A 26,555-nucleotide genomic window follows, 5' to 3' on the forward strand; every position below is an offset into this window, starting at 1 on the left:
CAGTAAATGCAATAATTGTACGATTTTAAAGCAACGCTCAGGAGAAACGATGCAATTAAAAGATGAAAAAATTCCTACGATTAAGGTTGTATTAATTGGTGATGCAAAACAAAAACAAGAATTCAGACGTGAATGCATGAAGCAGACCCCCTATGATCTCCAGTCGACAGTTGGTATAGACTTCACTACTGTTCCAGGAAAATCGGGAAAAGTAAATTTTCAAATTTGGGATACTTCTGGTCTAGAGCGTTTTAAGGCACTGTCTGAGACTTATTATAGAATTGCTGACGTTTTCATTCTCTTTGATAATGCTAATAGTTATTCTAACCATGCAGAGAGAGTAGAAAAATATAAAATAAATACCTTTGAGTTTAACTCATCTGGTCTAGGGCCGATTGAGTTTCTAGCTCAACTAGAAGAGTCTTTTATAAACTATAACCGTGAGGCAATGGACTTGGCCGTAAAACAGGCAATTACAATTCAAGAAGGAGTCTTGGACAAAAACTCCCCCTTAGCCATATTCCCCAAAGAAATCTCGACGGTCATTGCAGAGAAATTGTTTAATCAATATGCTTTTTTTGCTAGCTCACTACCGCTTGTTAAGGGGAGTTCGGAACTACAAAAGTCAGTACAAGAGCCAAAAGAGGAATTAAAGAGCAAAGTTAAGGATAACCCTGGTTGTACTTTGTTCTAACATAGGTTTGAGCCTGCCTATGTACTGCACTTAAAGCACGATACATAGGTCTATTTTATAAACCAAATGGTACCCCTATTTTGTGACCATCTCCCAGGGGCCACTGCCGTTAAGTTAAGAAAATCCCTACGTCCCCCGCGGCTTGTCCGCGGGATCCAGGAATCTAGCTAAACCGCTGGATCCCGCGGACAAGCCGCGGGACGTAGGCAATGGTGTAGAGCTTAACTTAATGGCAGTGTTCCCAGGGTTAAACAGCAACAATTCGATATTTTTTTTGTGCAATTATAAATTTCAGCTATAATCGCGCCTTTCTGAGTTTTGTATTTACCGTGAAACCAAGTAAGAGTTTATTTCAGTCCAACTTAATTTCCCCGCTTGCTATAGCCCCAATGATTGATTGGACCTATAGCCATTTCCGCGTGCTTATGCGTCTTATAGCCCCTAATGCACTTTTATATACAGAAATGCAAACTGTTGGTGCAATTAGCCATAAACCGCAACGCGCACTTGGTTTTGCTCCGATGGAGTATCCCTTAGCACTCCAATTAGGTGGTGCAGAGCTAGAGGGCTTGGTTCGCTGCGCCAAGATTGCTGAAGAAAAAGGCTTTGCCGAAGTCAATTTGAACCTAGGCTGCCCAAGTGACAAGGTCCAGGCAGGCCGCTTTGGTGCTTGTTTAATGGCTGAACCAGCCCATGTTGCCAATTGCATAAAGGCCTTGAAGGCCGCAGTTTCTATACCTGTAACCGCAAAAACTCGTATTGGTATAGATGCAGAAGATAGTTATGAGTTTTTTTCAGCCTTTGCCCAGCAAATAATTGCTGCGGGCTGCGATAAGCTTATTGTTCATGCCCGTAAAGCTTGGTTGCATGGTTTAAATCCAAAGCAAAATAGAACAATCCCGCCTCTGCATTATGATTATGTCTATAGAATTAAAAAAGAGTATCCGGAATTACCTATTACTATCAATGGCAATATAACGACAATTGACGAAATAAAAGAACATATGTCTCAAGTTGATGGTGTGATGCTAGGGCGTTTAGCCTGTCAAAATCCTTATGCTTTGGCTGCCATTCACCATTATTTTTACCCGCATGTTGCAATTCCTTCACGACAGGCAGTCTTAGATGATTACTGCGCTTATGCTCATCAGCAGTTTAAACAAGGTGTTGCGCTCAGTTTGTTGTTGAAACCCATTTTTAATATGGCTCATGGCTTGCCTGGAGCTAAAAGTTGGAAAGAGCAACTTATGCAAATCCAGCAGTCTAAGAGTATTGCGGGATTGGAGTTAAGTATTGAGCAGTTGGTGGAAAGGGAGTTGAGTTATTAGGGTTGGAGAAACCCCTCATCCGCCCCCACAAAGAAAAATAACAGGCCATGTATGGTTTACGTGGCATTTTCATCAAAATTCTAGTAAATTAAGCGGCTTTGAAGCTGAAATTCTCAAGAGGATTATCAAGGGCTATGCTGAATACGTTAATGAAAAAAATGTTTGGTAGTCGCAATGAACGTACACTGCGACGCATGGAAAAAACAGTAATGGCCATTAATGCTTTTGAGCCGCAAATGCAGGCGCTGAGCGATGAGGAGCTTGCTGCTAAAACTGGACAGTTCAAGGCAAGATTTGCAGATGGTGAAACTTTAGATGAAATGCTTGCAGAAGCCTTTGCTGTTGTTCGAGAAGTTTCTGTCCGTACTTTGGGACTTAGACATTTTGATGTCCAATTAATAGGCGGTATGGTTTTGCATGAAGGCAATATTGCTGAAATGCGTACTGGAGAAGGTAAAACCCTGGTTGCTACTCTGCCTGCTTATCTAAATACTATTTCTGGTCTCGGTGTTCATGTTGTTACCGTTAACGATTACCTTGCCAAACGTGATAGCCACTGGATGCAGCCCATTTTTGAATTTTTGGGCTTGACCGTTGGCGTTATTTTCCCTGATATGCCACATGGCGATAAGCAGGCAGCTTATAGAGCAGATATTGTTTACGGTACAAATAACGAATTTGGTTTCGACTATCTGCGCGACAATATGGCTTTTAGTATTGAAGACAAGGTTCAGCGTCATTTAAATTTTGCTATCGTTGACGAGGTCGATTCTATTTTAATTGATGAAGCCAGGACACCTTTGATTATTTCTGGTGCAGCTGAAGGAAGCTCCGATCTCTATGTCCAAGTCAATAAACTAATTCCCCATCTCATCAAGCAAGAAGAAGAGGGTGATCAAGGGGATTACACTATTGATGAGAAGCAAAAGCAGGCTCATCTGACTGAGCTTGGCCATCAACATATCGAAGAGCTTTTAATCAAAGAAAACTTAATTGATCCAGGTGAAAGTCTGTATCACGCCTCTAACATCATGCTAATGCATCATGTTACTGCGGCGCTTAAAGCTCATGCGATGTTCCATCGTGATATTGATTATATTGTTAAAGACAATCAGGTAGTGATCGTTGATGAGCATACTGGACGTACAATGTCTGGCAGACGCTGGTCTGAGGGCTTGCATCAAGCTATTGAAGCGAAAGAAGGGGTTGCTATTCAACAAGAAAACCAGACCCTTGCTTCAATTACCTTCCAGAATTATTTCAGAATTTACAACAAACTCTCAGGAATGACGGGTACTGCTGATACTGAAGCCTATGAATTTCAGCAAATCTATAACCTTGAAGTGGTTGTTATTCCAACCAACAAGTCAATGCGCCGTAAAGATCAGGCTGATCTGGTCTATTTAACGCAAGAAGATAAGTATCAAGCCATTATTGAAGACATAAAACAATGTGTTGCTAGTAAGCAGCCAGTATTGGTAGGTACGGCATCTATTGAGGCGTCTGAATTAGTAAGCCACTTACTGAAGAAAGCTGGTCTAAAGCATCAAGTTTTAAATGCTAAATTCCACGAGAAGGAAGCGCAGATTATCGCTGAGGCTGGACGACCAGGCGTTGTAACTATTGCAACAAATATGGCAGGTCGTGGTACAGATATCGTTTTAGGCGGAAGCTTATCCGCTGAATTAGCTGCTTTGCCTGAAGGCACTAGCGAGGCAGAGCGTGAAGCAGTTAAGAAGGATTGGCAGCTTCGTCATGATGCTGTGCTTGCTGCTGGTGGCTTGAGAATTATTGGTTCAGAGCGACATGAATCTCGCCGTATTGATAACCAGTTGCGCGGTCGTGCTGGCCGTCAGGGTGATGATGGTTCTAGCCGTTTCTACCTATCTTTAGATGATAATCTAATGCGAATTTTTGCATCAGAAAAGGTAGCAACAATGATGCGCCGTCTAGGCATGAAACCTGGTGAGCCCATTGAACATCCCCTGGTGACAAGGGCAATTGAAAATGCTCAAAGGAAACTGGAAGGTCATCATTTTGATGTACGTAAGCAATTGCTTGAATATGATAATGTTGCCAACGAACAGCGAAAAGTAATCTATTCCCAACGCGCTGCAATCATGGCTATGGCTGATCCAAAGGAAGTCATCGATGGAATGCGTGAAGAGGTCATTTATGAATTAGTCGATAGCTTCATTCCGCCACAAAGTTTAGAAGATCAATGGGATCTGGCTGGCTTATCTCAGACCATGTCTGAGGATTTCCAAGTTAAAGCGGATGTTGTGCAGTGGGTTGATGATGATCATAGTATTCAACCTGAGCAAATTAGAGACAAGATCTTTGACATGAGCTTGGCACGCTATCGGGAAAAAGAAAGCGTAGCTGGTAGAGAAGTACTTTGTCAGTTTGAAAAATCAGTGATCTTACAAACTATGGATAACCATTGGCGCGAACATTTAGCCTCAATGGACTATTTGCGTCAGGGCATCCATTTACGTGGCTATGCACAAAAAGATCCAAAGCAGGAATACAAGCGAGAAGCCTTTTCCTTATTTAAATCGATGCTCGATCAGCTCAAATATGATGTGATTCGCATCATCACTGCAGTTCAGGTACAAACTGAGGCGGATGCAAATGCAGTAGAAGAGCAACGACGAGCAGAGCAAGTCATGAAGATGCAATATCTTCATGAAGAGGAACAGCTTACCGAGGAAAATAATGCGCCTGCAGATATCACTTTTAGACGAGCAGAGCGAAAAATTGGCCGCAATGATCCCTGTCCTTGTGGTTCTGGTAAGAAATTCAAAAACTGCCATGGCTCTTTGGCATGAAGGTAGCCGTTGCTGTTATTTTTGACGATAGCCAGCGAGTATTAATTACTCGCAGGCCTGAACATGCCTCTCATGGCGGTATGTGGGAATTTCCTGGCGGTAAACTAGAAGAAGGAGAGCTTCCAGCGGCAGCCTTAATCAGGGAAATTAAAGAAGAGGTTGGTCTCGATATCCTTGATTATTGCTTTTTAACTACTATTTTCCATGACTATGTTACTAAGACAGTTGATTTATTGATCTTTAGAGTAGATAGGTTTCAGGGGGAAGCTTACTGCCGCGAATCTCAGAGTGATCTTCGCTGGATCCCTGTTGATGAATTAAATAGCTATGAATTTCCAGAGGCAAATAAACAGGTTATTGCACTAATTCAAAAACAAATTGCTTAAAACCTAAGAGATTCGATCGTGCCCCTAACAAATAAAATACAAAAGCTAACAAAAATCTGTGAACAACATAGACAGGATTTAATTGCTTCATTGCAAGGTAATTTGTTTAAGATGCCGAAGGATGTAGTTAATGATTATGTTATTCATGATACCTTGAATTTGGAAAAACTATTTAAAACCGCCAATACAGGAGTTTCTCTTTATTGGTCTTCTGCGGCAAATCAAGAGAAATATCGCTGGGAAAAGCACTCTTCTGAAAGTCATCCCAAGCTTCATTTGATAATAAAAAAGCTGAATTTAATCGATAGAATGCTGGTCCACCTAAATTCAGAACATCCTGAGCTAGAAATAGGCCAATTTAAAGAGTTACTAACAGTAGATAATAAGGCACTTTTAAAGAAGCGTTACGAAAAAAAATCCCTATTAAAGAATCCTTTTGAATCCTCAGAGGGGGAACATTTTCTAAAAACGATTAGTGATCTTCTCGCTAAAACAGAGAAATATTCTGGGGTTTTTTGGCAACCTGGTGAGAAGGAATTCAAAGCTCAATCGGATAGTAGTTACTATATTGGATTAGGGCGAAAGAGCGAGTAGTAGTTTGTGCCTGGTTAGAACCCACATCCGCCCTACAGGTACTTTCTCTTTGAAAGGGCTTACTAGATGTCAAGCTAAGGATTATTGTTCATTATAAGCACCACTTACCTACGTGCCGCGGGTCCGCGGCATCCAGCTCTATGCTAATTCGTCACTCTGAACTCCTGGATACCGCGGACAAGCCGCGGTACGTAGGCATCGAAAACTTAGCTTGACTCCTATGCCCTGAGAAGTTCTAATTCGAAGTTACTAAGAGAATTGCTTACTTTCAGGCAGAATCACAAAATCTCCAAGTATACCTGCATCTGGATCTGCAGCCTCTGAATTAGTATCCTCAGCGATCGTAGTTAAGGAAGCAGGCTGTGCAGCAACTCCTCTGCTTGGCCACATGCTATAGAATGTACTAGAAAGACTGTATCCCTGAGTAGCTGAAGGCTGTGCGCTAGAAGGGTGAACTGGTGCTACCTCGGGTGCGGCTTCGGGTTCTTGTGAATCCCCAGTGCAGTCCTCTTCAAGCTTATCAGACACTAAATCAGTCTCTTCAGCTATCGTAGGTAAAGAGAAGGCTTGTGTAGCCCTTCTGTTTTGCAACCAGCTATAGACTGCACGAGAGCCATCACCAATACGGTATCCTCGAGTTACAGGCTGCTCGGAAACAGTTGTGACTGCGGGCTCTTGAAAATAATTTATAATCATTCCTGGTATATCACTTAATTCAAAAGGTTTTACATCCAGCTTAGCTGTCTTGGTATTCGCATCGATTAGCTGAGCTTGTACTACCTCTAAAAGCTTCGTGAGATCTAAAACCTTTTCTTCAGACAATTTCGCTTCATCATTATCAAGCAATTTAGCATTATAAGAGATTGCCGCAGCAATCAGCATTGCATAGCGTGGTCCACGTTGAACAGGCTGAATTAAAAATCCCTGTAAGTCTAAGCGGTTAGTGTTATTGCGGGAGGTATATTTATCAATCTCTTGGAAGAGCTCTTTATTTGCCCCTGCCAATTGAGCATATTCTGTATAGAGATTGGTACAGGTCGGGTAAAGCTGGAAGAATAGTTTTAATAATCCTGTCCTTTGCTCTTTTAGCTTATTACGGGTTGATGGATCATCCTTAATGCTCATTGCATCAATAACGTTTGCCAAAAGCTTATCAGATATGTCCTGAAGCTGTTCAACAATGGTTCTAAATTGAAGTAAAACACCAATATCTTTAACTAATTCATCTTTAGATAAGATATCAGATAAAAACGCTAAAGAAGTATTAAAGGTTCTCTCAGTTTCAATCATTTCCTGAATAACTTTGTGTTCCGTTAATGTTGCTCTTATTTCGGTTACAGATTCCATAATAAACTCAATATAGTGATAGAAGGAGCAAATTCTACTCAGCAAATATTAAGGGAACCTTAAGGAGCCTAAGCTAACTTAGCGTAATTTTTTGTACGGGACAACAGTGTGTAATTCCAGAAAAAACTCGAATTAACGCGGCGTGACTGTGGGAGCTGGCGCTGGTGAAAACTGTATAGACCCCGGGGCCACTACTTTTAAGTTAAGAGTATTTGTCATTCCCGCGCAGGCGGGAAACCATCTCTACATTGGCACTGTGCTTAGCTAGAAATAGTTTCCCACCTACGCGGGAATGACAAAACCTTCTTTAACTTAATGGCAGTGAGATTTGGCTGGACTGGATTTGCAGTCAATAGTTTTTATGACAGCGCGATGAATTTTCGGATCTAGACCAGCAGCAAAAAATAATTGCAAAATCATTAAATTTCATAATTACCCTTTAAGAAAAATACTCAGGCAATAGAAGGTTAATAGGCTTTGGACAATATAACGTTGGTAACCAATCAATAAACAATGTAACGTCCTCATATTTTCCCGGAGGAATAATTTCATCCTTAAAACTTAAAGAGAACTTGCATGAACTATCTATAATAGCTCCCGGATTTGAAAGATCAACTGGAATAGCATGCGAGATGCCATCAGAATTAGATTTCATTTTGGTATAGGCTAATGCGATTTCAGGCGGTTCATTTAAAAAATCCTGATTGTTGTTTGCCCAGATAGGAATTACTTTTTTTACATCAATAAACCCACTAACTTTTATGGGACGAGATGTAGAGTACAAAACCTTTCTATCCATTTTTACCAATTGTAGAAAAAATTGATTATCCTCAGATGTGATATAAGCTTCATTTGCCCATAACATGCAAAGCAAATGTAAGCTTTCTTCTTTTGAAACAACTTTGTTTTCTGACATATCCTACTTCCTTATGCCGAAATCATTAATTAATGAGGGCAGTTGTATCTTAATAGTAGGCACGCAAGGCATCGATGCAGGCCAGTCTATCATGAGTGTTATGTTATGATGGATATCTGATAAAGAGCTCTGAGAGGGTAGTACGACGTCAAATTCCCAATTATTTTTTTCATTCAGAGAAGGATTTTTTAAGGTAATCTCTTGTGCTTCAGCTATTCCACCGCTAGTTACATTCATATCTGAATCAATCAATGCAATACGTGGCTGGTGCTCTAAATAAATCGTATTATTAGCTTGCCAGTTAGTAAGAAATTTATTAGCAGACATAAAAGCGCGAGTTCGACCTGGCCGTGCAGTCATAAACAGTAATTTTTCATCAATATTGTTTAAAATCATGCTATCTTGGCCATTTTCTTTTTTAAAAACTGCTTGTTTCGCAGAAAGCATAAAAAGGAAATGATATTTTTTCTGATCTTCACCCTGATAAACTTGTTCCATTTTTTTAATCCGTTGCGAATACCCCTATTATCATTTCATTTTATCTGGGGTTTTACAGCATATCCAGCAGCAGGCAACAATAAATATCAGTTACGAAGGCAGAATATGAATTGCATCAACATCATTTTATTGCTCTAAAAAACGGCGTTACTGAGAAAGAAATACAAGCGATTATTCATGAAGTTCCAGTCACCTCACTAGATGAAGAAGGAAATCTTATTTGCCAAGCTGTTGACGAGCTTCAGAAGAAATTTTCATTATCTGATGAAACTTTTGAAGAATTAAATAAGCGATTAAATACAAAAGACATTGTGTCTTTCGGGGTTACGGTAGCAATGTATTTTGCGGTAGCTATTTTAGCTAATTTTTGTCGCTTACAAATTGAGCCTACTAATCCTCTTAAAGATTTCAAAGGTTTTAAAGAAGATTAAAGCAAGAGAGGCAATGAGTTTGATGCGCAATACTCATCAGTTTATTGGTGCAGAGGTCTCGATTTTATAATTAAGTGGCTGGCCAAGGGAAAGAGTTATCAACCCAGATTGCCCTTTCCCGATTATCGATATCGAATCCATACTTATTAAATTTGTGCTCGACCGCCATCAACAAATAATTCGATACCAGTAACAAAACTTGAGTCATCCGAGGCTAGAAAAAGGGCCGCATTGGCGACTTCATCAGAGTTCCCCATACGCCCCATCGGAATGGTAGAAACAAGCCTATCAATAGCATCGGCAGGTATGTTTTTTAAGATTGGTGTATTGATTGGCCCGGGACTGATGGTATTGACACGAATACCTCTATTTTTGAGGTCAGTGGTCCATGTGCGGGCGAAGGAGCGTACAGCTGCCTTAGTTGCCCCATAAACACTTGAGCCTGGGCTTCCTTTAACGCCTGCTACAGAACCTATGAGAATAATGGAACTATTATCATTAAGTAGCGGTAAAGCCTTTTGCACAGTAAATAGTAAACCCTTGACGTTAGTATTGAATAATGTGTCAAAATGCTCCTCTGTGATATCTTCCAAAGAAGCAAATTCTGCGGCACCCGCGTTAGCAACAATAATATCAATTTTTCCTTTTGCCTTGACGGTATTGTAAAAGCTATCAAGATCAGCAAGCTTGGTAACATCTCCCTGAAAGCCAGAAACGTTTTTACCGATAGCGTTCACGGCATCATCGAGTTCTTTCTGGCGTCGTCCCGTAATGAAAACATAAGCCCCTTCATTGACGAAGAGTTTTGCTGTTGCCAGTCCTATCCCCGAAGTGCCGCCAGTAATGATTGCGATTTTTTCATGCAATTTACCCATGATAGTTTCTCCTGAGCCATGTTTGTCTATTTCTCTATACGTTATCAAAGCCGTTCGGGCTGAGGAGGCCTTTAGGCCGTCTCGAAGCCTTGTTCGCTGCATCCAGGCTACTTTCTTTCTGACTAAAACCCTTGGGTCAAGCCGTAGAGATTCGGAATAAATTAAATCTTAATCAAATTCAGTATCTTGCGGCTTAGATACTAGTTCATAAAGCCGCTGAATTTGTTTTTCAGTAATGCGATTGAGTGATAAAGGGGGTAAATCATGGATATCGAAAAAATCAATCTCAGAAATTTCTAAATTTTCCTTTGCATCCCCAGCAATAATTTGGCAATGAAAAACGCATTTATAGATATGTGGCCACTGCAAAGGATGATCATGCTTAAGGATATCCCAAAATGCGAGTAACTTGGTGGCGGAAACATCAAAACCTGTTTCCTCCTTTGTTTCTCTTATAATGGTTTCAGAAGGGGACTCATTGACATCAGCCCATCCGCCAGGAAGAGACCATAAACCGTCAGTTCTTTCTTTTACAAGCAAGACCTTTTCTTTATGGAGAATAAACGCGCGGACATCAACCTTGGGGGTTGTATAACCCTTTTCCAAGGTAAAGCGTTCGAGGATTTCTTCCACTGTATTTTCAGCATGATCAGCAGCAATCTCGGCAGCAATCGCCCTAAGTCGCACATACCTCTCTATATCATATTCATTCGTGGTATAGCTGAGGCCTGCCTGGGCGATTGCTTGGATTTCCGAGATCCATTTTAGCCATTTATAGTCATTAGCCATGGCTTAGTTTTTATTTAATACCTTAATTGGAAAGGGTTGCAGCGTTTTCTGAGTTTTTAAGAAGTCAGTAATTTGCTGGCTTTGTTGTACAGTAGCCGATGAAATTATGCCGGTAGTACAAACTTTGGGGCTATATTGTTTGGCAACAATGACGTAGTCACCCATGTTTTTGGCAATTGTACAAGCACAGGATGCCTTTGTTGGGTCTTTTTTATCAACAATACAAGGCTTATCAAGACACCATGCCCAAGGCCTGCTATTTGAGCATCTAACATATTGTTTGATTGGATAATAGCGTGAATAAACCACTTCACCTTCTTTAGTTTGTTTGGCTCCCTTACATCGTGATGCGCCAACAGAATAGCCGTCATGAACGCTACAGTTACAGGAAACTAAATCTTTTTTCCCTGGAACAGGCTTACAGGCTGCTGTAGTACATAAGGCGTATTTACTTTTGCAGTTATAAAAGGCAGAGGCGAAAACGGAGGGGTTATAGAGCATGAATGTAGCAATGAACATAAGACATAATTTTTTCATTTTGACTTTCCCTGTTTTAGTAAAATTATTTCGGAACTAAGCATAACAGAAAGTTTATAACAAGAGATAGGGCTCAAAGCGACTAGCAAACCAGGGCGCGAAGCTCTGAACCTTGGATTGCTTCACTGCGTTCTCAATGACGGTATGTGACCTAGAACTAAAACACTTATCTCTTGAGGCATTCTAATATCCTATTCTTAAGGTTAAAAAATCATCTTGTGTTGTAATGTTTCCAACAAGCTCAAAATGAAATTCAAACAATTTTAATACCTTAGGATTAAAAAGCGTTAGACTGACTACGTATATTGGGAAGTTATAGGGCTTTTTATATAGGGATCTGCTAAATAGCGAATTGTTTAGTCGTTTTTTTCAATGGCTGACGTTATATTACGAAGACTTAGTCTAAAAATTGAAGCTTTGGAGTGTTTATGAAAATGAGGTCTCATAACCTGTTGACTTGGGTTCCGCATTTGTTCTTGTTTTATAAGGAAAAAGTATTCCGCAAATTAATGCCAATCATGATCATCTTAGCTGCTTATGAGATTGTGGTAGCCTATTTTTTCCCACATGCAACTCGCTATAATCTTGGGCAATTCCATTTAATTTTCAGCTTTATTTTAACAATCGTTATCAGCTTTAGGGTTAATACAAGCTTTGCCAGGTGGTGGGAGGGGCGTATTTTATGGGGTTCCATCGTTAATAATTGCCGCAACCTGGGATTAAAGTTTGAAACCTTTATCGGTTTGGAACAACAGCCCGTTTTTTTTCTTTTATTAAAAGAGTTACCCATAATGATCAAAGCCAGCCTGCGGGGCGAGAGCAAGGCAATCAGTGCAATATTAGAGCGTTTGCACATCAAAGAGCAGGGCACGCAACATCCCGTGCTTTTAATCGTTAAGCCAATGTATGCGATTATTAATCAATTGCGAGACGAAGAAAAACTTCGTTTCGAGCAATACATGGTACTGGATAGCCATCTGGTTAATTTAATTGATATGCTTGGTGGTTGTGAGCGAATTAATAATACCCATGTGCCACCTGCTTTTGCCTTCTTTGTTAAACAAGCTTTACTCTTCTACGCCCTGATGTTTCCCTTTGGCTGGATTGAGACCTTTGGCTTTTTAGTCATCCCAATGATGCTGATGATTATTTATATCCTGCTGGGCTTAGAAATCTTGTCTGAAGAGTTAGAGGAACCCTTTGGTAAGGATGATAATGATTTGCCGTTGACGACTATTTCTAAGAATATCGTGCGTAATATCGAGCAAATCAGCCGGAAACAGGATTTAAATTTGGACTAGCCTTGAAATTTGTTATTGGGAACCGCATATACTCAATTACTCACCGCCATTAAGTTAAGGGCAGTTGTCATTCCCGCGAAGGCGGGAAACCATCTCTACATTAGCACTGTGCTTAGCTAGAAATAGTTTCCCGTCTTCGCGGGAATGACAAAACCTTCCTTAACTTAATGGCAGTGACCCAAACACTACGTTAAGTAGCTTATTTTGAATTTATTGCCTAAGGGGGACTTATAAATGTCGGCAAAGCAACAAACCATGGGATTTCAAACTGAAGTTAAACAAATGCTGCACCTCGTTGTTCATTCGCTTTACTCCAACAAGGAAATATTCCTACGAGAGCTGATTTCTAACGCCTCTGATGCCTTGGATAAACTTCGCTTTTTAGCCCTGGCTAATGCATCCCTATATGAGGGGGATTCAAATCTTCATATCACTGTTGAATATAATGAAAAACTCAAAACGCTTACTATCAAAGATAATGGTATCGGTTTAAGTTGGGATGAAGCAGTTGAAAACCTAGGAACTATTGCTAAATCTGGAACTAAAGAATTTCTAAGCCACATGACTGGCGAATCAGCCAAAGACTCTCATTTGATCGGGCAGTTTGGTGTCGGTTTTTATTCTTCCTTTATTGTTGCTGACAAAGTAACACTTAAGAGCCGTCGTGCTGGGCTAAGTGCTGATCAAGGGATTGTTTGGGAATCTACTGGTGATGGTGAATTTACTATCGCCCAAGAAAATAGAGCTGAACGTGGTACCGAAGTTATCTTACATTTGAAGAAAGATGAAGAAGAGTTTTTAAATGATTGGCGTCTTCGTCAAGTGATTAGCAAATACTCTGATCATATCTGCTGGCCTATCGAAATGAAGAAAAAGGCAGAGGATGATAAGGAGTCTAATGAGTTTGAAACGGTCAACAAAGCTACAGCCCTTTGGACTTTGCAAAAATCAGAGATAAGTGACGAAGAATACAAAGAGTTGTACAAACATATTTCTCATGATTATCAAGATCCGCTAATTTGGTCACATAATCATGTTGAGGGTAAACAAGACTATATTAGCTTACTTTATATTCCATCACACGCTCCTTTCGATATGTGGCAGCAAGAGACCAAGCATGGCCTCAAGCTCTATGTTAAGCGCGTGTTTATTATGGATGATGCCGTACAGTTTTTACCGCGTTATCTGCGTTTTGTAAAAGGGATAGTGGATGCCAGCGATCTGCCATTGAACGTATCGCGTGAAATTCTTCAGGACAATAAACTAGTCGATGCTATCAGAACTGCTTGCACAAAACGCATTCTAACCATGCTAGAAAAGCTGAGCACCCAGGATGTTGAAGCCTATCAACAGTTCTGGACTGAATTCGGTTTGGTACTCAAAGAGGGGCCAGTTGAGGATTTTGCCAATAAGGAAACTATTGCCAAATTGCTACGTTTTGCGACTTCTTTAAGTGATTCTGAAAAGCAGACTGTTTCACTAGCTGACTATATCTCTCGCATGAAAGAGGGGCAGGATAAGATCTATTACATTACTGCCTCAAGCTATAACGCAGCTAAAAATAGCCCTCATCTTGAAATATTCAGGAAAAAAGGTATCGAAGTGTTATTGCTTAGCGATCGAATTGATGAATGGTTAGTTGGTTATCTGAGTGAGTTTGAAGGCAAAAAGCTGCAATCCATTTCTAAAGGTAAGATTGATCTTGGCGACGAAGAGCCTCAAACCAAAGAGGAAGAAAAAACGCTGGAGCCAATGCTTAAGCAGATTAAAGATGTTCTTGGTGAAAAGATTAAAGAGGTGCAATTTACTCACCGCTTAACTAGCTCACCAGCCTGCATTGTTGCCGCTGAAGATGATATGGGACTTGAGATGCAACGTATTCTGCAATCTGCTGGACAACAAGTGCCACTGACTAAGCCTGTATTTGAGATTAATCCTGAGCATGCATTGATCAAGCGCCTGCATGGTATTACCGATGATGGTCGCTTTGGTGAATGGGTCGTTATGCTGTTTGAACAAGCGGTCTTGGCAGAAGGCGGACAATTGGATAACCCCGCTGATTTTGTTAACCGTGTTAATAAGTTGTTGTTGGAAGCCTAAAAATCTCCGATAGCTGTCATTGCTCCGAACTCTGGATTGCTTCATTGCAATGACAGCATATTCTCCTAAGCTATTACCTCAAAACCCCTCAGATCTATTTTAAATACCCTTGCGATAAAATCAAATAATAAGCCATGTGCTCTATAATTTCACTAGATGGTCAAATTTAGAGATTGTGCCATGCCGCAATTACCAGGTTTATCCTTCCTTAAATCTTACCCAAAAGAAGAACTCTGGAGGTTATTTGTCGATGGGAGTTTTTGGGCAAAACAAGAGGGCTGGCGAGGCTATGAATCAAGAGAAGCTGGTTCCATAAATGCAGCCTTAGAGAGCTTATGTTCCAGTGCTCTGGACGTTGAAGACGATTTTGAATTAACAGTTGATTTTATAAAAAGTATTCATAGAAAGTGTAGCCGGAACGTAAAAGGCTTAGAAGAGATTGCACCTGGGGAGGTGCGGGCTGGACAGGTTGTGTATTTTGCTGTTCCGACAGAACGTGCATCCATTAAGGGTATAGAAGAATTCTTAGGTCTTGGGTTTCTTGCTGAGGGAAGGGCTGCATTTAACTTTATAGAGCGAACGCCAAGCAATCCGGGACCAATTCCCGACAGATACATAATGAATATCCCGGCCGATCGAATTTCTGAAATTGCCGCAGAAACCTACAAAGAGATGCATAAGCGCGGTTTTAATATAGCTAGTGTTGGCTTTCATGCCCCAAGGCAGAATGAGGAAGCTTATTTAGAGGCAATTACCGAATCTTATAACCGAGAAATTAAAGCCGCTCAAACTATAGACGAGAAAATTTTTGTAATTGCCAAACATATTCGTCAATACGAAGTACTTCACCCTTTTATGGATGCTAATGGCAGAACCTTTGCAAATAATTTGTTAAATATCTTGCTCATGCAACATGGTTTACCGCCGGCAACTTTTTACGAGCCTAATGTCTTTGATTTATATAGCGCTGAGGAGCTTGTTGAGGTTATCAAAGAGGGCATGTCTAATACACTTACAATTATCAACTCTAAAGAAGGGGATATTTCTTTATATGGCTATCGTTCAAGCACAGCAGACAGAGAGCAATACATAGCTAACTTGAATAGCCCCTCTCTCCGATTAATTCAGCAGGATATTGCCCCGGCGACTCCAGGCCAACTAACTGAGGCTCAGACGCTTGTCAGCTCATCTTTTCAGGAAAGTCACCCGCTTCATCATGCAGCGATATATCGTCATGAGGCAGGTGAGCTAGAGCAACTGATAACTGAGAATCCAGAACAGATAAATCTGCGTATAGAGCAAGGAGCTCCTCCTGTTTATGTGGGTAAAACACCCCTGCATTTGGCTATTATGATGCGCAATTCATCGATGCTTGAGCGACTAATTTATGATCATCATGTTGATTTATCCGTTCAAGACTACAGTGCAAAGACAGTTCTTCATTACGCCGCCGAGAGTGGCGATATAGAACTGTTCAAGAAAGTCTTACATGCTGTCTCGCTGCGAGAAGATGCTGTCTCTATTCTAAATAGCAAAGACTACCAAGGAAAAACACCTCTGCACTATGCCGCCGAGTCTAATGATCCAAGAATTGCAGCGATTTTAGCAAACACCAAACAAATCCAAATGAATGAATTAGATATAAATGGCAACTCTGCCCTGACTTTGGCATACAAGGCTAATAAATTAGAGACCTTTTACGACTTATTAACCCCGGAAGCTGCTATCAGCGAGGAGCTTATAAGGGAAATCGTGCAACGCAAAGACCATGAAGCCTTCGAAAGAATTGTTGAAACAGTGCCCAGTATTCTTAAAGATGTAAAGGCCTTTGAAAGCGCGATTATGCTTGCAAACATAAGTATTGTGGAAAAATTCTTGAATAATGGAATAGATGTAAATATTGTAATTGACAAGGGTGGTGCTACTGGCCTAATGAGAGCGCTACAGCAAGGTAATGCAGACATGGTAAGGTATCTGCTGGAAAAAGGGGCGAGTACAACCTTAATAAGTTCGGTATATGGCTCATGTATCGACTATCTTTGTTTTGGATTCGCAGCCAACCGAAACTCCCTGGCAGCAATATTGCTAGAAGCTGATAGTGATCTTGCCAACAGGCCATGTAAGAACAACATACCTCCTATTTTTAGAGTCTTAGCTAATTTTGATTTTGGTGTCGGGCGAATGTTATTAGACAGAGAAGCAAGAGGTATCGATCATCTGGATGACAAAGGAAAAAATGTTTTACATTACGCGATGTTCTCTAATGATTTAAGCCTGATAAACGATCTTATACAAAGAAACCCGGGAATGCTTCATCAACGAAATTCCGATGGCCAAAACCCATTTCATTTTGCTCTTAGCGGTAGATCTGTGCGCTCATTGTCAGAGACTGAGGCTATTCAACTGAGTGAAATTGTTATCAATGCAAAGGTTGACTTGAATGCCAAAGATAGCAATGGACGGACGATATTAGACTGGGCTTTAGAATACAATTATTGCCAGTTAAGCGCCAAGCTGATGCAGGCAGGTGCACAGACCAATACGGTGGCACTAGAGGAGTTTCTTAAAAACACAATAGTAAATGATCCAACAGCCTTTACAGCTCAACTGATGGGACAACTAAGTAGGGATCCTTTAGCAGCTATGGGGCAGCTTAATGATTTATACCTAAGCATAGTTAACAATAAGGTTGAAATCGCGAGGCCGCCGAAGTCGCAATCGAGTAGTCTTTTTGGTATTAGTTTTAGTTTTTTTAAACCCAGCGCGCAAGTTAGTGCACAGGACACCGTTTTATCCCTAATAAAGCAACTTTATAATAGGATGCATACTCATGCACAGGCTCGTGCTGATAGGCATGTAGCGCCGGCTGAAGCAAAATCGGCTTATTTAGAGCTTACTAGAAATCATGCTATTTCCAATGAAGTGAGGGCGCCAGCTACGTCAGCGGCCTCTAGTGTAAGAGCTGGTAGATCCTGATAAGCAATCAATAAATGGCTACTCATAATTGGTATTGCCATTTCGGTGTTTACAATCGATTAACCGTTGCAGTCATCACAACCAGGAGTCAATTAGTTGGATGTCGACAGCTTTAAAGCAAAATTAGGCACCGTCAAGTTAACTTTTTATAACGTAAGGAAAGAGTTAACTTGACGGTGCCCTCGTCTTAGAGGCTAGCAGCTCTAGTCTTTTGCTTCACAAGTAATTTTAGTGCAATCACGACAGTTTTGGGCTGCAAATGCGAATGACTGTGCTGCAGAACCTTGAGTATTTGCCATTTTATCATCAGCGGCTTTATCTGCTGCGGCGTCGCTAGTGCTGGCATTAGTCGTACAAATCCATTTGGCACTTAAGTCGGTTACTGATGCAGTAAAGCCAACAGATGAGCCTAAGAGCAAAAAAATTACAATTAATTTCTTCATGACCACTCCTTAGTCTTTAGTAACGATTAGTGTTTAATTTTGTCTTGAAAATCTTTGACCGCTTTTTCAGCCTCCTCTTTTGAATATCCATAATGCTTTTGGAGTTTTCCATAAATTTCTTGATGGGTTCCTTCAATGATTTTAAAATCATCGTCAGTTAATTTACCCCAAGTCTTTTTCATTTTCCCTTTGATTTCTTCCCATTTTCCTTCAAAGATATCTTGATTCATTTTATCCTCCTTGATAAATAATCTCTTTAAGCATAGTTTATGATGTTGAGTTTGCAAATATTAAAGTTGTTACAACAATTAGCTATCCAAGATCAACCCGGATTATTATTTCAGTATGTAATTCAAGAACGCAACCAGGGAGCGGGCGCTCCCTGGTTGTATATTAGCGCAGTGTGGGTGATGAAGGAGTTTTATCTGACTTTGCTGGACACTCCTGCTTACAGGACGCTCCCCAACAAGCACCTACACAAGAAGATATTGCTCCGATAAAAAAAAGAAGAAAGAGTATCCAAGAACTGCCTGTCAATGCCGTTGGCGTGGTTTTAATATTAGGATAAGTTTTCATAGTTCCTTGCGTAGAGTTGGCATCAGACTTTATAGCAATAGAATGAGGTAAAGTATTAGTGACCTCAACTGTAGGTGATAAGGCTTTAGTGTAAGCAGAGGTGTAATAAGTTAAAGGAAACAACAGAATAGCGCTTAACACCAATGCCAAACTCCAAGTTAAAAAGCCATAAATAACACCATCGTGGCAATGACTATAGCAGGACCTCCCTAAATGGCCTGCGACAAAACCAGCCGCAATCATAGAAGCAATAATACCTACCAGCATCCCTAGAAAGCCTCCAATGGCAATTACTGCCCCACCAGAGGATGATGAACTATAAGCGCTTAAGCCAATTGCAATGCCATAAAGTTGTAATAAAAATCCTAGGCCTAATCCAGTAAAAGCACCTGCGAAAATAGCAGACCAACATATACGTCGACCTGGTATTATATTTTCCCCTAAATGGGTTGCATCACATTGATTGTTCATAATAAAGTCCTTTTATAGATGAGACAATAACCAGATTAATACCAAAATACTAACTGGCACTCCCAATAACCATGCAATAATGTAAAACATGACTTTCTCCTTCTGGTGCCGTTAATTCGACTAAAGACAAATCACTATACACGTCCAAGTAAAATCAAAATAATTAATACAATAAGTATTGTTCCAATTAATCCACTTGGGCCATAGCCCCAATTTTTACTGTGGTTCCATCTAGGAAGACCGCCAATAAGAATCAGGATTAAAAGTATTATGAGTATTGTGCTTAACATATTTCCTCCCTAATTAAGTCAAAAATCCCTTTGTTATGACATGTACAACCAAGATAAAAGAAAAGCTTAGATAATCGACGTTTTAGATCAGTGAATGATAAAAAACAACTAACTGTTTAAATATAGTACGTATTTAGAAATTGCTTTTAAGCCCATTAGGTAAACTGATGATGAATTTATTCACAAAAGAATACCTGGCTCCCAATTTTTTGCCCCAAACGAGCATTAATTTCTGTTTATAGGTCAAGAGCAAGGTATTTTCGTTGGTAAGCATTTAAAAGCAGGGGGCTGTTACAAGTTGAAACAAATATTTTCGTTCCAAACGACATGAACAGCATTGGATGGAGAAAATTCAACCAACTTGTTCTTTAATCTTATTTTTCCTTCAACAATTTCACGATGGGAAGCGATTTCTTTTTGCACCGATTCAGCTGCTTTATTGAGAGCGTTGCTTGAATTTATTTGAAAATAGTACTAATCGTTTAGGTGTCTAATAGAAAAGGAGACTTGTCATGGAAAACACAAGAAACAGACCGCCTCAAGGCCAATCTTTTAACAAAGATCAAGATAAAAAAGGTTTGGGGCAATCCAAATCAGATCAGCATTCACAAGGTCAGCAAAAACAACCAATGAACCAACCTAAAAAAACTGATCATCGTTAATCAGATTGAAATAAAGCGCATTTTTCTAATGCGCTTTATTTCAACCTGATTCGGTCTCTCACGCATAACGATATTATGGATATGATACAAGGAGTTGAAAGTGAATATATCAAACATTGTAAAGGCAAGCGAAATAACTGGAACCAAAGTAAAAAATGCGGCTGGAGAAAATCTGGGTGAAATTAACGAAGTTGTTGTTAATAAAAGCAGCGGGAAAGTCAGTTACTTGGTTTTGGATTTTGGTGGTGTTTTAGGTTTTGGAAATAAGTTTTTTGCAATACCTTGGAATTTATTTGCCTATGAATTAAATGATGGAAGTTACATACTAAATATTGATAAAGAACGCTTAAAAAATGCTCCTGGCTTCGATAAGGAGCACTGGCCTAACTTCGCTCAAGATTACGTTAATACAGTTGATCAATATTATCATTAATTTCAACCTTCAGTAGTTGGCCATTTTTGCACTAGTTAAACAACATCCTTAAAATTTAATCAGAAGCAAAATTTTAAGGATGTTGTGTGGCTTTGTCGAAAATTTTTTGGATAATTGAGGCTAGGCGAGGTTATGCTGCCAACTCGTAAAACTGTTTCCAAACAGGAGTATCTCTGTATTGTTCATCTGTTCTTTTTAAGCATTCGATGCAACTCAATTAAAGCGAAATAATTTTCTCTCACGTTTACGACCAAAATTTCCCCCTTTTAGCTTTGCTTCTGTTCGACCTTCATTGGTTCGCTCGAGAATGCGTTGCCTCTCGGCTTGTACAACTGCTGCCAAGATGGTTACTACCATTTTCCTCATAGTCCCTTCCGTACTAATTCCATCATCAAGGAATCGAATTGATACTCCCAAAGCATCAAATTCTTTAATTAACTGGATCAGGTCTGCAGTATCTCTCCCGAGTCTATCCAATTTTTAACCAAAATGACGTCACCTTCTTCGACTTTAAGTTGATCTATTTTTCTGTCATTCCTGCGCAGGCAGGAATTTATCTCCCAAACAGAGTGATGGCCTTTGGATTCCCGCCTACGCGGGAACGACATAAGAAAGAGCATAATGATTTAATAAATAACTATTTTTTAAGTTACAAATTCGTGGTGATACCTCAGATCCTGAGCGCAGAGGGCTCTTACCTCCCTATAAAGTTTGTTGCTCTTGATGAGTTTGTGTATAACTCTGGTCAATTACATCTTGTAAATGCTCAGTTATTTCAACCACTAAATCATAACGCTTGCTTTGTGTTCCTTTTTTGGCTTCAATCCAAGTTTCTAAAGCTTGCAATAGAGCTCTATCACTCTCTTCTGAGGGCTCTGCTTTCGCATGTTCCTCAAATGCTCGATCAAGTGCACGAGTTTCATCGGTTTTAAACCAGGAGGCATGAGAACTTCCTTCTGTCCAATGCTTTTGGAAGTATCCCATTCTATGCATATTCTGATAATTGAGTTGATATAACTCTACTTTATCAACGTGTAGAGTGTTAACTAATTGATCATAAATATTATTTCGCAAGCTTTCTACTTGGTAATATCGCGAGGTAGAAACATTTTCTTTGGCAATCAGCCAACTATCAGCCTCTTGGAAAAGTGTTTTTAATTGCTCTACATTATTACTTTCTGTAATCTCGATTGTTTTTATCAAATCTTTGGTTAATTGACTTGAAAAATATGACGCTTTTTCATCTTGTTTAGACCACCAATTAATTAACGTCTCTCCTCTATTCCAGGTCATGCCTCGTCGTAGATGTCCGTTAGGATGTAGCTTATCAACATAACGATAAGCTTTTTCTTTTTCTAAACCAAAAAAACTTTGTAACTGAGAAATCGCGGGGAACTGTTTTGCTGCAATATGTTGATGCTGAGTATAAACAGCACGAGCCTCTTCTGTTTTTCTTTGAACGTCTTCTTCATTTACCAAAGCCTGCTTATGAAGATACTTAGCAACTTGCATATGCATATGCTCTCCACCATCTGGGGTATTATGTGGATTCTGGTGATGACTTTCACGAGGAATAACAATCAAGTCACGATGAGCGGTTCTTGGTAATTTAGGTACTACTTGTGAAAAAAATCCGCGATGTATAGGATCCGTACTTTCATGTTGTGCCTCAAGTGCATAATGTGTTGTTAAATAGTTCATCGCTAAAGTAGGAACAGAATGTTTTCCTTCTATTTCTGGATTAATTTTTAAAAACTCTAAAATTTCTGTCGTGTTATATTGTCTATTAAACTCTAGGGGTTGGGCTTTAGCATCAGCTCCAACATAATAAAGCGCATTATTCACTAAAAGATAGCTGTTCTGATATTGTGTAAGATCCTCAGGCATCTCTAATTTTACACTGAGATTGACACTTGTTTTTGCACCGGTATAGGCTCCAAGAATAATACTAACATTTCTTAAATTGTTTAAATTGCTGCAATCAGAAATACTAGCAACATTTGATCCAGGGCCTGAATAAAAATTTCCAGGAACAGGCTGATCAGCTACGATATCCACAGGGATTGTTGGAGCAATTTTATTTAATTCTTTAGCTACCTCAAAACAAGTTACCGCACCACGGCTGTACCCGCATAAGGTGATGCTTTCAATTTCCTCATCACCCACTCCTTGAATATCAGTGCGATCAAGTCTAATACCAATGCTTTCCAATTCTTTATCTTCAGTTGTTGCAATTTTTTTGTCTTTACCAACTAGTTGTTGAGTAAAGCGGCCGGCGAAGCCTTTTAAATCGGGAAATAGCCCACTATTACATACTTCTGGCTGCTCACATCCCTTAACAAAAACCGTACGTACATTACCGTCATTAGGTACATAATCATATTGTCCCGGGAAACTATTTCCTGGATTGCCTGTGCCACAAAAATAAATAACTAGATGCATGATTTACTCCACTTAATTTTGTGTAAAGTATATACAAACTTTATTAAGTAAATATGATGAATTGTCCAATATGCAATCTATTTAATTGCTTTTTAACCACAAATAAACCACAGGCATGATAATCAGCACAGTATGTACGGCAACGATTAAGCCTTAGATAATCGCAATAGCCAAGGGTTGCTGCATTTGGGAGCCTTCTCCAAAACCCAGAGCTAGCGGTGATAAGGCAAGTGCTGCATGGTGTCCGAGGGCGGATGCATAGGTATCTACATAAGTGTCTAAAAGCCTTACAGATAAGGATCTTAGGCAGGAGCAGTTATTCAACCTACAAAGCTTAATTGATGATTATTCTTATCTAAAGAAAACCTTGATTACGCTGCCCTCAGATTTCGCTTGTGTAGATAACTATGGAGCGGATGAGGGAGCCTTGCCAAAGCAAAAAAAACCCCGCATTAAGCGGGGATACTAAGTAGTAATTGCTAGATAAGATTATTCGTCAGTTAAACGAAAGTATTTTGTTCCAAAATAGCGCTGTAATTTTTTTCTGATAGTGCCGCGGCTTATTCCAAGCATTCTAGCAGCTTGCAGTTGATTACCACGTTTCTTCTCCATAACAGCTTGCAAGAGAGGGGGTTCAACTTCAGAAAGAATCATGTCATAGAGATCGTCGATGGATTTTCCTTTGTTGTCTGCAAGGAATCGGGTTACCAAGCCGTAAACCAAATCCTGTAAGCCTTGATCTTGTTTTGTGATTTGCACAGATGCTTGTGTATCAATGACATTCATCATAACTTCCTTATTTTAGTTAAAACATTCATCCAAATACTTTCAAGCGAAAGCAAAATTAATTGTACATGAAGGTAAATTGATAATCTACAATCTTTAAGATAAAAACAGCAGGTTAGTGAAATAATGAGCACTAAGATCAGTAGCGCTCACTAAATATACCCAAGTAATTTCTTGATTTTACTTGGGTATATATTAGGCTCCTGACTGCTAAAAGGAAGGGGCTAGAATGTGCGAGCTGGGAGCTAGATCGTATTTAGCTTGAATTGCCTTACATATTTCATCTTCATCAACAGGGGAGTTAATAATATCAAACATTTAATATTCTTGTTAATAATTGTGCAATTTGCTTCCACAATTAAGAGGGTATATTGAATTTCATCTGAACACCAGATATACGATCTTTTGTTTTAATATTATTCTAGAAGATCAAGTGGTAATTGATTTGTTTATATGAAGCCCTGTTATGGCCCTAATTTGTAATAGGTCATCCCCACATCGTCATTGTGAGTGCGTGTATAAAAAAAGCAGCCGTCATTGCGAACAAAGCGAAGCAATCCAGGGTTCGAAGCACGGCACTTTGGATTGCTTCGCTTTGCTCGCAATGACGGAGTGGGGGACCTATTACTCTAATTCTTGCAGGATAAGTTCATGAATCGAGCAATCAGCTTGCTCTGCAGAAAGGGAGTTCTTAAGCTTTTTTAGGCGGGTTTGCATGCGATGAATAGTTTCATGTTCTGTTAAAAGTTCTCTCAGTGAACGTGTTAGTTCATCAACGTTGCAGTCATATTGTAAAAGTTCGGGAACAACCATCTCATTTTGTAAGAGATTGCATAGACCCAAATATTTCACTTTGATAAATTTCATTGCGGCAATATAACTCAAGGTTGAGCCCTTGTAGATGATGCACATAGGCTTTTCCAATAAGGCACATTCTAAAGAGGCTGTACCCGATGCGACGACCACACAGTCACTGCATGCTGCTACATCAGTAGCCTGACCTGATATAAAACTAATACTTACCGCAGATTTAGCAAAATAGCCTTTAACCAGCGAGGGTTCTAAAGTTCCTGCTATTGGAATAACGAAATGTAAGTTATCCAACTCTTGATTCAGCTTCTCAGCTGTTGCAAGCAGCACTGGCATATGTCTTTCGATTTCGTTTATTCGACTACCTGGCAACATGGCAATCAGGCGCTTGTCTGTCGGTAAGGATAAATGATGGCGAGCGCTAGCAAGGTCTGTGCAATAGTTTATTTTATCGACAAGCGGATGCCCCACAAAGGACACTGGAACCTTGGCATTTTGGTAAATCGTTTTTTCAAAGGGAAGAATTACGGCCATTCTGTCTACACAGGCACGAATAGTTTCAATGCGATTGGCTTTCCAAGCCCAAATCTGTGGACTTATGTAATATAAAATACGAATACCAAGCTGTTTAGCAAATTTTGCAAGCCGCAAATTAAAACCAGGATAATCAACAAGAATAAGCAAATCGGGCTTATTTTGTTCGAGATAGGCTTTGATTGACTTAAAAGCCTGGCGTATAACACGAGCATGCCTGAGTACTTCGGTAAGACCCGTAACACCAAACTTAGCTAGATCACTGATAAGCTCAACACCGGCTTCTTGCATATGCCTGCCGCCAATGCCACTAAACTGCAATGCCTTATTCTCAGCACTAAGTTTGCGTACAAACGAAGCCGCGTGGATATCGCCTGATTCTTCACCCGCAATAATAACAAGCCGTTTAGTTGTCGCTTGCATTTCGTGTATCAAGATTGCTATGGATTAAAGAAGTAATCTTAGCCGCAGTTTCCAAAGCATCTCGACCTTCTCCGCCAGTAACCAGCGGAGTGGAGTTTTGCTGAATACATTCTATGAAGGCTTTAATTTCTTCAAATAAAGCATCACCTTTTTCAAAAACCGATTGGTGACGGGTGATTTCTGGGATGCCGGGAAACATTTCACCCTCACCTTTCTGGAAGACAGCAAATTGCTTGTTTTGATAGTCAATAGAAATGTAGGAATTCGGCTGAAAAATTCGTGTCTTACGCTCACTTTTAAAGCTTACGCGGCTAGCGGTTACGTTTGCCACACAATGATTTTCGAAGGTAATTCGGGCATTGGCAATATCGATGGATTGTGACAACACTGGAGCGCCTTGTGCATCAATGCTAACTATCGGGCAATTCACTATGGTATGGATAAGGTCAATATCATGAATCATTAAATCAAGAATAACATTTACATCAGTCCCACGTGGATTGAAGGGGGCTAATCGATTGGATTCAATAAATAAGGGATGCTCAAGATATTCATCTAAGGCTAAACGGGCGGAATTGAAACGCTCTAAATGGCCTACCTGAAGCTTAACCTGATGTTTTTGAGCTAAGGCAATCAATTCATCAGCCTGGGCAACTGTCTCTGTAATGGGTTTTTCGATGAGAACATGAATGCCTTGTTCAATACAGTCTTTGGCAATTTCATAGTGCTTTTGGGTGGTTGCTGCAATACTCACAGCATCAACCTTACCGAATAAATCTTTGTAATTAAAATAGGCAGGAACTTTGAGTTCTCTTGATACTGTTTCACAAGCCTCTGCGTTGACATCACAGACTGCTATCAATTCAGCATTATTAGGTAACATCTGGTATTTTTGCGCATGAAAGCGTCCTAAATAACCAACCCCGATAACTGCGCACTTTAAAATACTCATAGGATAAAAACTGACGATAATTTGTGCGCATGATCTCACTTTCTTGATGATAAATCAATTTTAAATGGGTATGATGGCCGCTTCTTGCTTTGTAACGGGATAATATTCGAATCCCCGCGGCGGCGACCGC

At 39.9% G+C, this 26,555-nt stretch carries 27 protein-coding genes; 12 read left to right on the forward strand and 15 right to left on the reverse strand.

Annotated features, from left to right (window positions below):
• Positions 1–49: 49 nt before the first annotated feature.
• The 5 genes from BN1094_RS17185 to BN1094_RS17205 all read left to right on the forward strand — a co-directional run bounded on the left by BN1094_RS17185 (position 50) and on the right by BN1094_RS17205 (position 5,833).
• A complete protein-coding gene (locus BN1094_RS17185; protein ID WP_044012406.1) occupies positions 50–694 on the forward strand; it encodes a hypothetical protein in 645 nt (214 codons plus the stop codon).
• 329 nt (positions 695–1,023) lie between these two features.
• Complete coding sequence (gene dusA, locus BN1094_RS17190; RefSeq protein WP_281175082.1) at positions 1,024–2,022, forward strand: tRNA dihydrouridine(20/20a) synthase DusA; 999 nt, start codon at positions 1,024–1,026, stop codon at positions 2,020–2,022.
• A gap of 134 nt (positions 2,023–2,156) precedes the next feature.
• The gene (secA, locus tag BN1094_RS17195) at positions 2,157–4,853 is read left to right on the forward strand and encodes a preprotein translocase subunit SecA (RefSeq protein ID WP_044012409.1); all 2,697 of its coding nucleotides are present in this window, start codon (positions 2,157–2,159) and stop codon (positions 4,851–4,853) included.
• Positions 4,850–5,239, forward strand: a complete 390-nt coding sequence (gene mutT / locus BN1094_RS17200) for an 8-oxo-dGTP diphosphatase MutT (RefSeq protein WP_044012411.1) — start codon at positions 4,850–4,852, stop codon at positions 5,237–5,239. Before secA ends, mutT begins: the two co-directional genes overlap by 4 nt.
• 18 nt (positions 5,240–5,257) lie before the next feature.
• Positions 5,258–5,833 carry a hypothetical protein gene (locus BN1094_RS17205; protein WP_044012413.1) on the forward strand — a complete coding sequence of 192 codons (576 nt, stop codon included), beginning with the start codon at positions 5,258–5,260 and terminating at the stop codon, positions 5,831–5,833.
• A 249-nt stretch (positions 5,834–6,082) separates the two neighbouring features.
• Here BN1094_RS17205 and BN1094_RS17210 read toward each other — a convergent pair whose 3' ends face one another.
• The 3 genes from BN1094_RS17210 to BN1094_RS17220 form a co-directional block, all read right to left on the reverse strand.
• Positions 6,083–7,180, reverse strand: a complete 1,098-nt coding sequence (locus BN1094_RS17210; RefSeq protein ID WP_044012415.1) for a RhoGEF domain-containing protein — start codon at positions 7,178–7,180, stop codon at positions 6,083–6,085.
• A gap of 439 nt (positions 7,181–7,619) precedes the next feature.
• Positions 7,620–8,096, reverse strand: coding sequence for a hypothetical protein (locus BN1094_RS17215; protein ID WP_044012417.1), 477 nt, complete (start codon positions 8,094–8,096; stop codon positions 7,620–7,622).
• Positions 8,097–8,099: 3 nt separating this feature from the next.
• A complete protein-coding gene (locus BN1094_RS17220) occupies positions 8,100–8,594 on the reverse strand; it encodes a hypothetical protein (RefSeq protein ID WP_044012419.1) in 495 nt (164 codons plus the stop codon).
• Between the two features lie 110 nt (positions 8,595–8,704).
• Between BN1094_RS17220 and BN1094_RS19020 the strand changes: the two genes are divergently transcribed.
• The gene (locus tag BN1094_RS19020; RefSeq protein ID WP_052403358.1) at positions 8,705–9,025 is read left to right on the forward strand and encodes a carboxymuconolactone decarboxylase family protein; all 321 of its coding nucleotides are present in this window, start codon (positions 8,705–8,707) and stop codon (positions 9,023–9,025) included.
• A 146-nt stretch (positions 9,026–9,171) separates the two neighbouring features.
• Here BN1094_RS19020 and BN1094_RS17230 read toward each other — a convergent pair whose 3' ends face one another.
• The 3 genes from BN1094_RS17230 to BN1094_RS17240 all read right to left on the reverse strand — a co-directional run bounded on the left by BN1094_RS17230 (position 9,172) and on the right by BN1094_RS17240 (position 11,226).
• Complete coding sequence (locus BN1094_RS17230) at positions 9,172–9,900, reverse strand: SDR family NAD(P)-dependent oxidoreductase (RefSeq protein WP_044012422.1); 729 nt, start codon at positions 9,898–9,900, stop codon at positions 9,172–9,174.
• 168 nt (positions 9,901–10,068) lie between these two features.
• Positions 10,069–10,689 (reverse strand): NUDIX hydrolase, encoded by a 621-nt coding sequence (locus BN1094_RS17235; protein ID WP_044012424.1) that lies wholly within the window; start codon positions 10,687–10,689, stop codon positions 10,069–10,071.
• Positions 10,690–10,692: 3 nt separating this feature from the next.
• A complete protein-coding gene (locus BN1094_RS17240; RefSeq protein ID WP_044012426.1) occupies positions 10,693–11,226 on the reverse strand; it encodes a hypothetical protein in 534 nt (177 codons plus the stop codon).
• Positions 11,227–11,654: 428 nt separating this feature from the next.
• Here BN1094_RS17240 and BN1094_RS17245 point away from each other — a divergent pair, with 428 nt between their 5' ends.
• The 3 genes from BN1094_RS17245 to ankX all read left to right on the forward strand — a co-directional run bounded on the left by BN1094_RS17245 (position 11,655) and on the right by ankX (position 17,603).
• Entirely contained in the window at positions 11,655–12,527 is an 873-nt protein-coding gene (locus BN1094_RS17245) for a bestrophin family protein (protein ID WP_044012428.1), read from the forward strand.
• Between the two features lie 234 nt (positions 12,528–12,761).
• Entirely contained in the window at positions 12,762–14,627 is a 1,866-nt protein-coding gene (gene htpG, locus BN1094_RS17250) for a molecular chaperone HtpG (RefSeq protein ID WP_044012430.1), read from the forward strand.
• A 180-nt stretch (positions 14,628–14,807) separates the two neighbouring features.
• Positions 14,808–17,603, forward strand: coding sequence for a Dot/Icm T4SS effector AnkN/AnkX/LegA8 (ankX, locus tag BN1094_RS17255; protein WP_052403359.1), 2,796 nt, complete (start codon positions 14,808–14,810; stop codon positions 17,601–17,603).
• 203 nt (positions 17,604–17,806) lie between these two features.
• Here ankX and BN1094_RS17260 read toward each other — a convergent pair whose 3' ends face one another.
• From BN1094_RS17260 to BN1094_RS19390, 4 genes are all read right to left on the reverse strand, one after another.
• Positions 17,807–18,046, reverse strand: a complete 240-nt coding sequence (locus tag BN1094_RS17260) for a hypothetical protein (RefSeq protein WP_044012432.1) — start codon at positions 18,044–18,046, stop codon at positions 17,807–17,809.
• Positions 18,047–18,072: 26 nt separating this feature from the next.
• A complete protein-coding gene (locus tag BN1094_RS17265; RefSeq protein ID WP_044012434.1) occupies positions 18,073–18,276 on the reverse strand; it encodes a CsbD family protein in 204 nt (67 codons plus the stop codon).
• 163 nt (positions 18,277–18,439) lie between these two features.
• On the reverse strand, positions 18,440–19,093 hold the full coding sequence (locus tag BN1094_RS17270; protein ID WP_044012436.1) for a hypothetical protein: 654 nt from the start codon (positions 19,091–19,093) through the stop codon (positions 18,440–18,442).
• A gap of 134 nt (positions 19,094–19,227) precedes the next feature.
• Positions 19,228–19,383, reverse strand: a complete 156-nt coding sequence (locus tag BN1094_RS19390; RefSeq protein WP_044012438.1) for a DUF3309 family protein — start codon at positions 19,381–19,383, stop codon at positions 19,228–19,230.
• A 512-nt stretch (positions 19,384–19,895) separates the two neighbouring features.
• On the opposite strand from BN1094_RS19390, the gene BN1094_RS19935 reads away from it, so the two are divergent.
• Together BN1094_RS19935 and BN1094_RS17280 are read left to right on the forward strand one after the other, a co-directional pair.
• Complete coding sequence (locus BN1094_RS19935; RefSeq protein ID WP_176695320.1) at positions 19,896–20,045, forward strand: hypothetical protein; 150 nt, start codon at positions 19,896–19,898, stop codon at positions 20,043–20,045.
• Between the two features lie 100 nt (positions 20,046–20,145).
• Positions 20,146–20,478: a PRC-barrel domain-containing protein gene (locus BN1094_RS17280; RefSeq protein WP_044012441.1), complete on the forward strand. Its 333-nt coding sequence runs from the start codon at positions 20,146–20,148 to the stop codon at positions 20,476–20,478.
• Between the two features lie 213 nt (positions 20,479–20,691).
• Here the strand turns inward: BN1094_RS17280 and BN1094_RS17285 are convergent, their stop codons facing one another.
• Positions 20,692–20,955: a recombinase family protein gene (locus tag BN1094_RS17285; RefSeq protein ID WP_425411922.1), complete on the reverse strand. Its 264-nt coding sequence runs from the start codon at positions 20,953–20,955 to the stop codon at positions 20,692–20,694.
• Positions 20,956–21,180: 225 nt separating this feature from the next.
• Entirely contained in the window at positions 21,181–22,920 is a 1,740-nt protein-coding gene (locus BN1094_RS17290) for a hypothetical protein (protein WP_044012442.1), read from the reverse strand.
• 274 nt (positions 22,921–23,194) lie between these two features.
• On the opposite strand from BN1094_RS17290, the gene BN1094_RS17295 reads away from it, so the two are divergent.
• Positions 23,195–23,389, forward strand: a complete 195-nt coding sequence (locus BN1094_RS17295) for a hypothetical protein (protein WP_044012444.1) — start codon at positions 23,195–23,197, stop codon at positions 23,387–23,389.
• Positions 23,390–23,409: 20 nt separating this feature from the next.
• On the opposite strand, the gene BN1094_RS17300 is transcribed toward BN1094_RS17295, so the two are convergent.
• The 3 genes from BN1094_RS17300 to BN1094_RS17310 form a co-directional block, all read right to left on the reverse strand.
• The gene (locus tag BN1094_RS17300) at positions 23,410–23,706 is read right to left on the reverse strand and encodes a helix-turn-helix domain-containing protein (protein ID WP_044012447.1); all 297 of its coding nucleotides are present in this window, start codon (positions 23,704–23,706) and stop codon (positions 23,410–23,412) included.
• Between the two features lie 624 nt (positions 23,707–24,330).
• Positions 24,331–25,473 carry a lipid-A-disaccharide synthase gene (gene lpxB / locus BN1094_RS17305; protein WP_044012449.1) on the reverse strand — a complete coding sequence of 381 codons (1,143 nt, stop codon included), beginning with the start codon at positions 25,471–25,473 and terminating at the stop codon, positions 24,331–24,333.
• Positions 25,457–26,425 carry a Gfo/Idh/MocA family protein gene (locus tag BN1094_RS17310; protein WP_044012451.1) on the reverse strand — a complete coding sequence of 323 codons (969 nt, stop codon included), beginning with the start codon at positions 26,423–26,425 and terminating at the stop codon, positions 25,457–25,459. Before BN1094_RS17310 ends, lpxB begins: the two co-directional genes overlap by 17 nt.
• Positions 26,426–26,555: the final 130 nt, after the last annotated feature.

It is taken from the genome of Legionella massiliensis, assembly GCF_000756815.1.
GTDB classification, from domain to species: domain Bacteria; phylum Pseudomonadota; class Gammaproteobacteria; order Legionellales; family Legionellaceae; genus Tatlockia; species Tatlockia massiliensis.

Coding starts and splice junctions, on each gene's coding strand:
- BN1094_RS17185 (WP_044012406.1), top strand. CDS start 50: ATGCAATTAAAAGATGAAAAAATTCCTACGATTAAGGTTGTATTAATT.
- secA (WP_044012409.1), top strand. CDS start 2,157: ATGCTGAATACGTTAATGAAAAAAATGTTTGGTAGTCGCAATGAACGT.
- mutT (WP_044012411.1), top strand. CDS start 4,850: ATGAAGGTAGCCGTTGCTGTTATTTTTGACGATAGCCAGCGAGTATTA.
- BN1094_RS17210 (WP_044012415.1), bottom strand. CDS start 7,180: ATGGAATCTGTAACCGAAATAAGAGCAACATTAACGGAACACAAAGTT.
- BN1094_RS17215 (WP_044012417.1), bottom strand. CDS start 8,096: ATGTCAGAAAACAAAGTTGTTTCAAAAGAAGAAAGCTTACATTTGCTT.
- BN1094_RS17220 (WP_044012419.1), bottom strand. CDS start 8,594: ATGGAACAAGTTTATCAGGGTGAAGATCAGAAAAAATATCATTTCCTT.
- BN1094_RS17230 (WP_044012422.1), bottom strand. CDS start 9,900: ATGGGTAAATTGCATGAAAAAATCGCAATCATTACTGGCGGCACTTCG.
- BN1094_RS17235 (WP_044012424.1), bottom strand. CDS start 10,689: ATGGCTAATGACTATAAATGGCTAAAATGGATCTCGGAAATCCAAGCA.
- BN1094_RS17240 (WP_044012426.1), bottom strand. CDS start 11,226: ATGAAAAAATTATGTCTTATGTTCATTGCTACATTCATGCTCTATAAC.
- BN1094_RS17245 (WP_044012428.1), top strand. CDS start 11,655: ATGAAAATGAGGTCTCATAACCTGTTGACTTGGGTTCCGCATTTGTTC.
- htpG (WP_044012430.1), top strand. CDS start 12,762: ATGTCGGCAAAGCAACAAACCATGGGATTTCAAACTGAAGTTAAACAA.
- ankX (WP_052403359.1), top strand. CDS start 14,808: ATGCCGCAATTACCAGGTTTATCCTTCCTTAAATCTTACCCAAAAGAA.
- BN1094_RS17260 (WP_044012432.1), bottom strand. CDS start 18,046: ATGAAGAAATTAATTGTAATTTTTTTGCTCTTAGGCTCATCTGTTGGC.
- BN1094_RS17265 (WP_044012434.1), bottom strand. CDS start 18,276: ATGAATCAAGATATCTTTGAAGGAAAATGGGAAGAAATCAAAGGGAAA.
- BN1094_RS17270 (WP_044012436.1), bottom strand. CDS start 19,093: ATGAACAATCAATGTGATGCAACCCATTTAGGGGAAAATATAATACCA.
- BN1094_RS19390 (WP_044012438.1), bottom strand. CDS start 19,383: ATGTTAAGCACAATACTCATAATACTTTTAATCCTGATTCTTATTGGC.
- BN1094_RS19935 (WP_176695320.1), top strand. CDS start 19,896: ATGGAAAACACAAGAAACAGACCGCCTCAAGGCCAATCTTTTAACAAA.
- BN1094_RS17290 (WP_044012442.1), bottom strand. CDS start 22,920: ATGCATCTAGTTATTTATTTTTGTGGCACAGGCAATCCAGGAAATAGT.
- BN1094_RS17300 (WP_044012447.1), bottom strand. CDS start 23,706: ATGAATGTCATTGATACACAAGCATCTGTGCAAATCACAAAACAAGAT.
- lpxB (WP_044012449.1), bottom strand. CDS start 25,473: ATGCAAGCGACAACTAAACGGCTTGTTATTATTGCGGGTGAAGAATCA.
- BN1094_RS17310 (WP_044012451.1), bottom strand. CDS start 26,425: ATGAGTATTTTAAAGTGCGCAGTTATCGGGGTTGGTTATTTAGGACGC.